This window comes from Corallococcus sicarius (assembly GCF_003611735.1).
Taxonomy (GTDB): domain Bacteria; phylum Myxococcota; class Myxococcia; order Myxococcales; family Myxococcaceae; genus Corallococcus; species Corallococcus sicarius.
The window spans coordinates 18,198-30,200 of sequence record NZ_RAWG01000019.1 but is presented as its reverse complement, the minus strand read 5'-3'; the positions used below and the strand labels follow the sequence as shown (position 1 = coordinate 30,200).

Sequence of the window (12,003 nt, the reverse complement as noted above, 5' to 3'; positions counted from 1 at the left end):
GCGCGCGACTAGCCGGTGGCGGCGGGGGAGGTCTCACCGGGCTGGGAGAAGTCCAGCCGCTGGTGCACGACCTGGATGCTGCCCAGGTTCTTCAGCGGCAGCAGGCTGACCTCCAGCACGGTGCGGGACAGGTCCGCGGTGCGCTCCCACTGGCTGGGCGTGAGCACCACGTCGTAGAGGGCGCCTTCGCGGTCCTCCAGCACGCCGGTGCCAATCCAGAACTTGGCGCGCGAGGACTTCGTGCTGCCAATGCCGATGGTGTTGGCGCCCGGCGACACGAAGATGACGATGCGCTGACCGCCCATGATGAACTCGGCGGTCTTCTCCACCGTGTAGATGCCGACCACTTCGTACACGGCGCCCCGGAGGATCTTCTCCTCCTTCTGCTCGTGCGTCAGCAGGGTCCAGTCCTCCACGCCCTTCCACTGGATGTTCTGGCGCGCCCAGGTGAGGAACGTGTCCCGCTGCTTCTGCGGGAAGTCGTTGAACCCCATGGCCATCATCTCGTACCGCTCGTCCAGCAGCCCGAAGTACTCCTCACGGCTGTAGAAGGCCGCGTCGCGGACGATGGAGAGCTTCACGTTGGACGGCAGGTGTTCGCTGAACGCGTCCAGCAGCGCCTGGAAGGAGCTGACGTAGCGCTCGATGTCCTCCGCGCTGATGTTGTCGTGGCGCTGGGGAAGGAACGTGTACATGAAGAACTGCATGTGCACGCCGGGCGCGTACCCCGCGGCGATGCCACTGAGGTACTGGAGGATGTGGGAGATGCCGAAGAACTCCGCCCAGTCCACCTCGGGCGAGGACGGCAGCCGCCAGATTTTATAGCCGCCCATGGGGTGCACGAGCTCCAGGGGCTTCTGCTCCTTCAGCGCGGCGTCCACCGTGCGCGTGATGTTCTGCTGCGTGTCCGCGTCCACGGACCACTTGCGGAACTTCTTCGACAAGAGCTGCTTGACGATGAAGGCCTTGGGGCCTTCGGTGTCCAGCACGGCCTGCTCCTGGGGGGAGAGGGGACGGCGGGCGGACTGCTCGAGCCGCGAGCGCAGGTGCTGCTCGACGCTCTTGGCGAGAGGGCTTTCGACCTTCATGGATGTCACCGCGGGAGGGTTCGTGTCGTCGGAATCGGAGGAAGAAGAAAGAGGGGTCGGGGCCTGGGCTACTCGCCCTCGGGACCGCGCCGGGCAATGGCCTTGGCGCGACGGCGCGCACCCCGGCTCGCGCTGTCCTCGCCGGGAGGCGTGGCGGCCGCTGCCTGCGGGGAGTCCGCGCCCTCCAGGCCCCCGGCCGCGCCGCCCAGCAACGTGGCCAGGGCACCGAGCGTGGGGGCTTCGAAGAGCTGCACCACCGCCAGCTCCCGCCCCAGGCGCTTCTTGATGCGGGAGACGATCTGGATGGCCATCACGGAGTCGCCGCCCAGGTCGAAGAAGTTGTCGCGCAGGCCCACCCGGTCCACCGCGAGGACCTCTTTCAGGATGTCACCCAGCTGCTCTTGCAACTTCGTTTCGGGAGCCTGGAAGGGGACGGGCAGCTCCGGCCGGGGACGCCGGATGGCCTGGGAGGAGGCGTCGGTGCTGGCCTCCGCCTCGACCTCCTGCTCGGCGGCCTTGGAGGGCGACGTGTGGATGAGGCCGCGCGCCAGGAGGGCGTTGAGGTCGCGGGTGGACACCACCACCTGCGGCAGCTCCGCGCTCGCGAGCACGCGCCGCAGCAGGTCCACGCCCTCCTCCGGGGAGATGGCCTCCTGGCGGAGGATCTGCTGGAAGACGTTCTCCGCGGGGGCGGAGGCGGGCGCGGCGGCCTGTGCCCTCACGACCGCAGCGGCGGGCGCGGCGTCGCGGCTCGCCAGGTTCTTGTACATGGCGCCCACGTCGTTGACGCGCTTGAGCGCGAAGCGGGTGATCTCCACCAGCTCACGGCCGGTGTCGTCCATGATCCGCAGGTCGAACGCCGGGGTCTCGCTGCGGTTGGAGCCCTCGCCGTGCGAGCGCGTGTGCACGTGGATGCGGCGCGTGAAGGGGTGCCGGAAGACGAGGCGCTGGTACGAGTACGGCATGTACGGCACCGCGCCCAGGATGAAGTCGCGCCCGGTGCCGATGGACTTGTCCAGCAGCGACGGGTGCAGCTTCATCACGTCCAGGTCGGAGGCGAACTCGGCCGGCAGCTCCAGGGTGGCCAGCACCTGCTGATCGCCCCAGCGCACCTGCCGCACGCACTGCCACCGGGGGCCGTGGTCCTCGTCGTGCGAGTCGTCATCGGTGAAGACCTTCACCGTGGGGCAGCCCGCCGTGAGCGCCGCCAGGTCGTGCTGGGGCGCGGGGGTGGAGGCCAGCGGCCGCGCCCGTCCCATGACGTGACGGATGAGGTCCGCGCCCTCCGCGCTCCGGCTGCTGACGTGGAAGCTGAAGCCGTCCGCGCCCTCGTCCGTCAGCTCCAGCCGCGCCACGCGCTGGTCGCCCACGCGCACCGACAGCGGGGTGAGGAAGTAGACGTCGGAGATCTCCAGGTCCTGGCGCTCCGTGCGCTGCGCGAACGCGGCGCGCACCATCTCCAGGTACGTCGTACCCGCGATGACCGGGTTGCCCAGGATGCGGTGGTCGTCGAGCACCCAGTGCGTGTCGACGCGGAGCACCGTCTCGTACACCTCCGTGCCGGGGGCGGAGGGCATCCGCCGTGAAAGCAGGGGGTGTCCCAGCTCCACCGGCTCGCCGCTGAGGGCCGCCGCGGGGGTCCGGATCGGCAACGCGGCCTTCGCGCCCGCGGCGTTGGCGAGCATCCCGACGTCGCGCCACGAACACCAGTCCACGGCGACGGTGAAGGTGGAGGACGTGAGGGACTTGTGGTGTGCCCAGGCGTCCAGGAAGGCGTTGGCCGCGACGTAGTCCGCCTGCCCGAAGCCGCCCAGCACGGAGGTGCGGGACGCGCAGTGGATGACGAAGTCGAGCGGCTGGCCCTCCAGGAGCGCGTCCAGCACGAGCGTGCCCCGCACCTTGGGGGCGAACACGCGCTGCGCGATCTCATCCGTCTTGAGCTGGAGCGCGCCGCCCGCCGGCACGCCCGCCGCGTGGATGAGGCCGTGCACGGCGCCGAAGCGCGCGCGCACGTCGGCCAGGACCTCGGCCATGCGCGCCCGGTCCGTCACGTCCGCGGCGACGGTCATCACCTCGGTGCCGCCGCGCTCCAGGTCGCGGATGGCGCGGATGATGCTCGCGTGGGGTGACTGGGGCTGCGACTCCATCAGTGCACTCCAGGTCGCGCGCTCCGGCAGCGGCTGACGTCCCAGCAGCACCAGCCGGGCGCCCCCCGCCATCTTCGCCACGTCCTGCGCGAGCACCAGGCCGATGCCGCCCAGGCCGCCGGTGATCAGGTACACGCCCCCCGGACGCAGCCGGGGCACGCGGCCTTGCGGGGCCTCCAGGCGCACGGATTCGTGCGTGCGCACCCAGCGGTGCCGCCCACGCCACGCGGTGACGGCGTCCGAAGCGTGCGATTCCACCTCCGCGAGCAGGTGCCCGACGAGCCCCGCCTCCCCGGTGCTGCCGGGGGTGGGCAGGGGCACGTCGATGAGCCGGCACCGAACGTTCGGGTACTCCTGCCCGATGACGAGACACGGCCCCAGCAGGGTGGCCTTCTCCGGACAGAGCGTCTCCTCACCCGACACGGAGAAGAGCTGGCTTGCGAGCACCTGCAGCTCCACGGGCGTGGTGGCATACACGGCGCCCACCGCCTGGGCCAGGTACATCAGGCTGCGGAAGCCTGCCTCCTCCACGCGGGGCAGCACGTCCAGGCGCGAGCCCGCGGAGCGCTGCGGATCCACGCTCCACAGGTGCACGATGCGCGCGGGCGAGCGGCCCTGATCCTTCAGCTCCTGCAACAGTCGCCGGTAGTCACCGGGCGAGCGGGGATCCAGCGTGTAGCGGCCCGCGGCCGGCACGGAGGCTCCCGAGGCTCCGGAAGTGCCCCGCTCCACGCGCAGCACGGTGTGGCCCCGCTGCTCCAGGCGCGAGGCCAGCAGCTCTCCCAGGCCAAAGGCGTCCACGAAGAGCAGCACGCGCTCGGGCTCGCGCGAGGCCGGCATCGGCGGCGCGGTCCGCTTCCACGAGGGGACGAAGAACCAGTCGGCGGGATCCACCCGGCGCGGAGGCAGCGGCTCCTCCGTCACGGCGCGCGTGGGGGTGCGCGGCGTCGGATCCAACCAGAGCCGCTGCCGCTCGAAGGGGTACTGCGGCAGCGGGACGCGACGTCGCGACGCTCCGGCGTGCACGCCCTCCCAGTCCACCGGCGCGCCGGACATCCACAGGCGCGCGAGCGCGGCCAGCATCGCCCGGGGCTCCGAGGCCTCCTTCACGTCCTGCGCGAGCGAGCCCACCACCGTCTGCCGGGGCGACTTCGCGGGGTGCAGCCGGGCGATGTTGAGCCAGGTCCGCCCCGGGCCCACCTCCAGCAGCAGCCGGTCCGGCTCCTGGAACAGCGCTTCGATTCCCGGCGACAGCCGCAGCGTGCGCCGCAGCTGCGACGCCCACCACGACGCCTCCGCCACCTCCGTCCCCGTGACCCAGCCGGCGTGGACGCCGGAGAAGAAGGGGACGGTGGGGGCCTGGAAGGAGAAGCGGCGCAGGGCGGTGGTCAGCTCCGCGCTGATGCCATCCACATCGGGTGACTGGAGCGCGCGGTCTCCCAGCAAGCGCCGGAAGGCGACGCCCCGCTGCCGCAGCCCCGCCTCCAGCGCTTCGATGCCCGCCTTCGGGCCGGACACCGTGCCCACCGACGGCCGCCCCACCCAGGCCAGCGACAGGCCATGCGGGGGCAGCAGCGCCGCAAGCTCCTGCTCGGGGAGCATGACCAGCGTCATGGCGCCCTCGGGCAGGCGCTTCACCAACCGGCTGCGCAGCGCCACCAGGGTGACGGCGTCCGCGAAGGACACCACGCCCGCGACGCACGCGGCGGTGTACTCGCCAATGCCCTCGCCCAGCACCGCGCGAGGCTGGACGCCCCAGGCCTTCCACGTCGCCGCCAGCGCGTACTCCACGGCGAAGAGCGCGGGCTCGGCCACGTGCGTATGGGACAGGGCCTCCGCGGCCGCGGCTTCGGCGCCGGGACGGGGGAAGAGCAGGGGACGCAGGTCCATGCCCAGCGCCGCGTCCAGCGCCTTGAGGCACGTGTCCAGGTGCTCGCGGAAGACGGGCAGCGCTTCGGCCAGCTCGCGCGCCATGCCCGGGTGCTGACTGCCCACGCCGGGAAAGAGGAACGCGACGGAGCGGGCATGGCCCTCCACCTTGCCCGTCCACGTGCGCTCCGGGGGCAGGCGCTCCAGCGTCTCCACCGCGTCCGCCACCGAGCGGCAGTTGAGGGCGCGCCGCACCTCGAAGGGCCTGCGCCCCTGCTGGAGCGTGAAGGCCACGTCCGCCAGGTCCAGTTCCGGGTGCGCCGCCAGGTGCCGCCGCAGTTCGTCCGTCCGGGCCTCCAGCGCGCTCGCGGTGCGCGCCGACAGCACCAGCGTGTGCCAGCCGTCGGACGCACGCGCGGCCTGCACGGGCGGCGCCTCCTCCAGCACCAGGTGCACGTTGGTGCCACCGATGCCGAACGAGCTCACGCCCGCGCGCCGGGGATGCGTGGCCGGCCGGGCCCAGTCGCTCAGGCGCGCGTTGACGTAGAAGGGGCTCTTCTGCAGGTCGATGGCCGGGTTGGGCGACTCGAAGTGCAGGGTGGCCGGCAGCTGCTGGTGCTTCAGGCAGAGCACCGTCTTGATGAGCCCCGCGATGCCCGCCGCCGTGTCCAGGTGGCCGATGTTGCTCTTCACCGACCCGAGCGCGCAGAACTGCCGCCGCTGCGTCTTCGCCCCGAAGGCCTGGGTGAGGGCCTCCACCTCTATCGGGTCCCCCAGCACGGTGCCGGTGCCGTGACACTCCACGTACCCCACGGTCTCCGGGGACACGCCCGCCACCGCCAGGGCCATGCTGATGGCGCGGCGCTGGCCTTCGGGAGAGGGCGCCGTGTAGCCGATCTTCGACGCGCCGTCGTTGTTGGCCGCCGAGCCCCGGATGACGGCGTGGATGGTGTCGCCCGCGGCGATGGCGTCCTCCAGGCGCTTGAGGACGACGGCGCCGGCGCCGCTGCCGAAGACGGTGCCCTTCGCCTGGGCATCGAAGGGGCGGCAGTGTCCGTCCGGAGAGGCCACGCCGCCCTCCTGGAACAGGTAGCCCATGGTCTGCGGCACGCGCACCGCGACGCCGCCCGCGAGGGCCATGTCCGTCTGGTACGAGAGCAGCGCCTGACACGCCAGGTGCACCGCGGACAGGGCGGTGGAACAGGTGCTCTGCACGGTGAAGGCGGGGCCGCGCAGGTTGAGCTTGTAGGCCGTCAGCGTGGCCAGGTGGTCGCCCCGGTTGGCGATGGCCGCCTGGAGCAGGCCGTGGGATTCGATGAGCTGCCGGTTGCCGGCCAGGTTCTCCAGCAGGTACGTGTTGATGCTGAGCCCGCCGAAGACGCCGATGTCACCGGAGAACCGCTCCGCGTCGTAGCCCGCGTGCTCCAGGGCGTGCCACGCCACCTCCAGGAACACGCGCTGCTGCGGGTCGGTGATCTGCGCCACGCCGGGGTTCATCCCGAAGAACCCGGCGTCGAACAGCTCCACGCCCTCCAGGGCCGCATTGGCCCGCACGTAGGCGGGGTCCGCCAGCAGCTCCGGGGACACGCCCGCGTCGAGCAGCTCCGCCTCCGAATAGAAGCGGATGGACTCCACGCCGTCGCGCAGGTTCTTCCAGAACGCGTCCACGTCCGCGGCGCCGGGAAAACGGCCCGCCATGCCGACGACGGCGATGCCCTCCAGCCCTTCCTGTCCACCGGTGCCGCTCATGTTTCACCCCTGCCCTTGCTGCGGTCCTTCTGACGCTTCATGGCTTCCACCCGTTTCCGGGCGGCTTCGTCCACGTCCTCGGTCGTCTCGCGCGCGGGCGCCCGGCCCGCCTCCAGGAACGCGACGAGCGAGGCCACCGTGGGATGGCGGAAGAGATCCAGCATGGACAGGGGCGTCTCCAGCACCTTGCCCAGGCGGTTGTGCGCCTGCACGAGCAGCAGCGAGTGCCCGCCCAGGTCGAAGAAGGCGTCGTGGATGCCCACCTTCTCCAGCTTCAGCACCTCCGCGAACACGGCCGCGATGCGGCGCTCCAGCTCGTTGCGCGGCTCCACGTAGGCCGCGCGCGCACTGGACGCCACCGCCTCCGGCGCGGGCAGGGCCTTGCGGTCCACCTTGCCGGTGAGGGTGAGCGGCAGCACGTCCAGGAAGACGACGTGGCGAGGCAGCATGAACTCCGGCAGCACCTGCCGCAGGTGCGTGCGCACCGCGTCGTCGGTGAGCGGGGTCGCCACCGTCCTCGCGTCCAGCGCCGCGGAGGCCGGCGCCGCCACCACCGCTCCACCTTCGCGCCAGGCGTACAGGTTGTGACGGTCCGTGCCTTCAAGGAGCGGATCCTGATCCACGCGCACGCGGAAGCCCTTCGCCTCCAGCAGTCCGGTGATTCGCTGGGCCCGGCCCTCGCTCGCGTGGCCCCGGGCGTCGTGTACCTCCATCACCACCTGCTGGATGGCCGGCCAGTGCTCCGCGTCGATGCCCTCCAGCACGTCCAGCTCCGCGCGCTGCACGTCCACCTTCAACAGGTCGACGTGGCGGATGCCTTCCTCGCGCATCACGTCGGACAGGCGGCGCAGCCGCGCCGTGTGGCGCTCCTCGGCGAAGCGGCCCTCCAGCAGCTCGTCCGCGTTGGTCAAGAGCGTGTCCGCGGCCGAGTCCCCCGCGGTGTGCTGGTTGCGCAGGAACGTCTTGATGACGCTCACCTCGTCCTCGGGGTTCGCGTACTCGGACTGGCCGGACATCATCGTGTAACGGCTGTAGTAGGTGAACGTCGCGGAGTGCTCGTGGTTGGACAGCCCCACCGGGAACACCTTCACCCGGGGGCCGTACAGCTCGCAGTTCGCGGCGGCCGTCTCGTACAGGGGCGCGAGCGGCTCGAAGGCATACACCTGGCACTCCGGAGCGTTCAGGCTGGCGAACAGCGAGAACATGCCGATGTTCGCCCCGACATCCAGGATGACGCCCCGTGCCGGGAGCTGGACGCCGTGGCGGATGTACAGCCGCTCGTGGAACAGCTCGCGGTAGAGGTAGTCCGTCTCGTTCTTGTTCTGGTGGAGGACCGCCATGCCGTTGGGCAGCGCGTACCGGGCGCGCGAGTCCAGCCGGGAGCCATGGCGGCGCCTGGGGACCACGTAGGCCACCAGCTGCTGCTCACCCTGCGCATCGGCGCGGGCGACGACGGCGGCGTGCTTCACCGACGTGTGGCTCCCCAGGGCCTGCTCAATCTCCTCCAGCTCGATGCGGAAGCCGCGCACCTTCACCTGGAAGTCCGCGCGGCCCATGAAGGCGAGCTGCCCCTGCTCGTTGAAGCGCATCACGTCGCCGCTGCGGTACATCCGCGCGCCGGGGACGCCGCTGAACGGGTCGGGCACGAAGCGCTCCGCGGTCAGGTCCGGCCGGCCGTGATAGCCCCGCGCCACGCCGTCCCCGCCGATGAACAGCTCGCCAGGGACGCCCACGGGGACGGGCCGCCCGTCCGCGTCCAGCAGGTACACGCGCACGTTGGCCAGCGGTCCGCCGATGGTGGGCTCGGGCGCCTGGGCCGTGACGGCCACCGCCGTGGTGTCCACCGTGCACTCGGTGGGACCGTAGAGGTTGAAGGCACCGCGCCCCTCCTGGGCGAGGCGCTTCCAGAGGTCCGGGGTGATGGCCTCGCCTCCCAACAGCAGCACCGGCAGTTGGGCCAGGTTCACGCCGTCCTCGTTCTCCAGCAGCAGCCGCAGCTGCGTGGGCGTGAGATCCAACACGTCCAGCGGGCTTGCGCGCAGCGAAGCCGCCAGCGCCTTGCCGTCCAGCCGGATGCGGTCGGTGAGCACGTGGAGCGTGTGGCCCTGGCACACCTGGATGAGCTGCTTCACGGAGGCGTCGAAGGCCAGGGACGCGTTGAGGCCCACCGCGAGCCGGGGGCCGCGTCCGCGATAGATGACCTGTTCGAGCGCCGCGCCCAGGTTGGTAAGCCCCCGGTGGCGCACCATCACGCCCTTGGGCTGGCCGCTGGAGCCGGACGTGTAGAGCACGTAGGCCACGTGCTCCGGATCCAGGGGCAGCGAAGGATCCGCGTCGCTTCGCGCGGCGAGCTGCGCGGCGTCCGCGTCCAGGCGCACCCGGGTGCCGGTGAAGCCCTCCAGGCGCCCCTCCAGCTCCGCCGTGGTGACGGCGACGGAAGCGCGCGTGTTCTCCAGGATGAAGACGAGCCGCTTCGCCGGCAGCTCCGGATCGAGCGGCACGTAGGCCGCGCCCGCCTTGAGGATGCCCAGCAGGGCGACGATGGCGTCCACCGACCGGGGCATGCACAGGCCCACGGCGTCACCCGTCGCGACACCGATGGAGCGCAGGTGCGCGGCCAGCTGGTTCGCGCGCCGGTTGGTCTCGCGGAACGTCAACCGCACGCCCTCGCAGACCAGGGCGATGGCGTCCGGCTGGGAGGCCGCCACGGTGGCGAAGTGCTCGTGGACGCAGCCGCCCTCCACGCTCAGCGCGGTGGCGTTCCAGCCGTGCACCACGCGGCGCTCCTCTTCCGCGTCCAGCAGGCGCAGCGTTCCCAGGCGGGCTTCGGGGTGCGCGAGCAGCTCGCCCAGGAAGACGCGGTAGGCCTGGAGCAAGCGCCGCATGTCCGCCTCCTCGAAGCGGCCCGCGTCGTACTCCAGGCGCAGCGCGAGGCGACGGCCGTCGTCCGTGACGGCGAGCATCAGGCCCGCCACGTCCTCGTGGGCCTCCAGCCGCTCCAGGTGGAAGCGCGTGCCCGCGTGCTCCGAGTCGGGCCAGGAGACGAAGCGGAACGCGCACGGGGCCTGCGCGGCGGACGGCACCAGCGACGGGTAGGCGTCCGCGTCGAAGGCGATGGCGTGCTTGCGGTGGGCCGCGTGCGTCTGGCGCAGCCGCTCCAGCAGATCCGCCAGCCGGTAGTCGGCAGGGATCGTCGTCACCACCGGCAGCGAACGGGCGAAGGTGCCCAGCGCGCCTTCAAGCTGTTCGTACGCCCGGCCGTCCACCCGGAGCGTGGACACCACCGGCCCGCGCCCCGTCAGCCGCCACAGGAGGCCCTGGAACGCGGCGTGCGTGAGCGTGTCCAGCTCCACGCTGAAGCGGCCCGCGAGCGCGCGCAGCGGCCCGGTGTCCGCCACCTCCGCCTCCAGCACCTGGAAGGACGTTGGCGCCCGGGCGCCTTCCTTGCGCTCGTAGGGCAGGGGCGTGGGCGCGGGGAGGGACTCCGCCAGCTGGCGCCAGTACGCGGCGGCCTCGGCCTTGTCCTCGCCCGCGAGGAACTCGCGCTGCCAGTCCGCGTAGTCGATGTACTGGAGCGGTTCGTCCGGGCCCGGCTCGCCCGCGTAGGCGCGGCCCAGCACGGTCGTCAGGTCGCGCAGCGCGAACGGATCCATGCACAGCGCCGGCAGCTCCAGCCAGAGCCGGTGACGCTGGGCGTCCTCCGAGTGCACCGTGCAGCGCAGCGGGCCTTCCTCCGGGGCCTGGGCCACGGGCTCCGCCGGAGGAACACCCCGGTGGAGGCCGACGGACAGCTCCGCCACGGCCTGCAACGGCGTGCTCATGCCGGCCAGCCGCGACAGGCGCGTGCGCAGGACCTCGTAGCGCTGGCCCGTGTCGGCCAGGGCCCGCTCGAGCGCGTCCAAGCGCAGGGGGCCCGTGAGGGAGAGCTCCGCGCGCACCCGCTGCGTGCCGGCGGGGCCGCCGGTGGCCCAGAGGCGCCGCTGTTCGGCGGAGAGGGGGTAGCCCTCGATCTCGTCGATGCTCATCGTCGTGTTGCTCCTGCGTACGGAAGGAAGAAGGGAAGGGGAGGACGGGGCGGCGCGTTGCTCAGCCCGGGCCCGGGCTCACGTACAGCTCGGCCATGGCGACCAGGATGGAGCGCTCGCCCTCGAAGGGGTCGCGTCCGTGGACCGCGAGGAAGTTGTCCACCATGAGGACGTCGCCCTTCTGCCAGGGGAAGCGCACGGTGGCGTCGGCGTAGACGCCGCGGATGCGCTCCAGGACTTCGGGCTCCAGCGGGCTGCCGTCGCCGTAGAAGGCGTTGCGCGGCATCTCGTCCGGACGGAACTGGGCCCGCAGCGCTTCGCGCACCGACGGAGACAGGTTCGTCTCATGGAAGATGGGCGCGTGGTTGAACCACAGCGCTTCGCCGGTGCGCGGGTGGGTGGCCATCACCTGTCGCACCGCGCGCGTGCGCAGCCGGTCGCCGTCGCGCCACTCGCACGTCATGCCGCAGCTCTGGCAGTAGCGCTCCACCTCCGCGCGCTCCTGCGTCTGGAACGCCTCCTGCCAGGACAGGTCCACGCCCTCGCCGTAGTTGCGGACGTACATGACCTTCTTCTCCAGGAAGCGCTGGCGGATGTCCTCCGGGATGCGCGACGTGACAAGGCGCTCCGGCGCGAGCGGCGTGGCGCCACCCACCGGCGAGGGCACGTCGCAGTAGAACCACAGCCGGGTGGGCCAGTTGTGGGAGTAGGACATCTCGTGGTGCAGCGGGATGGACTGATCCGCGGCGAACTCGGTGGAGGTGTAGACGTTGGGCGCCACCTGCGTACGGGGCGCCGCGCGCTCCACGTAGTCCAGCAGCTCGCTGCTGAGCGCGCCCACGAAGGCGCGGAAGGCGAAGGCATCCGGCACGCGGAAGCCGCGGAACAGCAGGGCGCCGGACTCCTGTAGCTTCGCGTCGATCCACTCGCGATGGTTCGCGGCCCAGTCCGCCGGGTCCAGGTCCTCCAGCGTGGGCTCCACGACGAGCGGGAAGCCCTCCGCGCCAGGGAGGCTGCCCACCTTCACCAGCGACGTGGTGGACAGCTTCATGGGCGCGCGGCGGCGCGAAGAGATGCCGGGGCCAGCGATGTCGGGTTTGCGCGTCATGTGTTCTCTCGGGTGCG

Annotated in this window: 4 protein-coding genes; all 4 read right to left on the bottom strand. The window is 71.8% G+C overall.

Translation table 11 applies throughout. From position 1 onward, the window contains the following. Positions 1-8: 8 nt before the first annotated feature. The gene (locus tag D7X12_RS04820; RefSeq protein ID WP_120624090.1) at positions 9-1,088 is read right to left on the bottom strand and encodes a hypothetical protein; all 1,080 of its coding nucleotides are present in this window, start codon (positions 1,086-1,088) and stop codon (positions 9-11) included. 68 nt (positions 1,089-1,156) lie between these two features. Next, positions 1,157-6,853 carry a type I polyketide synthase gene (locus tag D7X12_RS04815; protein WP_120624089.1) on the bottom strand — a complete coding sequence of 1,899 codons (5,697 nt, stop codon included), beginning with the start codon at positions 6,851-6,853 and terminating at the stop codon, positions 1,157-1,159. After that, a complete protein-coding gene (locus D7X12_RS04810; protein WP_120624088.1) occupies positions 6,850-10,878 on the bottom strand; it encodes a non-ribosomal peptide synthetase in 4,029 nt (1,342 codons plus the stop codon). The genes D7X12_RS04815 and D7X12_RS04810 overlap by 4 nt, the downstream gene beginning before the upstream one ends. A gap of 61 nt (positions 10,879-10,939) precedes the next feature. Then, positions 10,940-11,986 (bottom strand): TauD/TfdA family dioxygenase, encoded by a 1,047-nt coding sequence (locus D7X12_RS04805; protein ID WP_120624087.1) that lies wholly within the window; start codon positions 11,984-11,986, stop codon positions 10,940-10,942. Between the last annotated feature and the right edge of the window lie 17 nt (positions 11,987-12,003).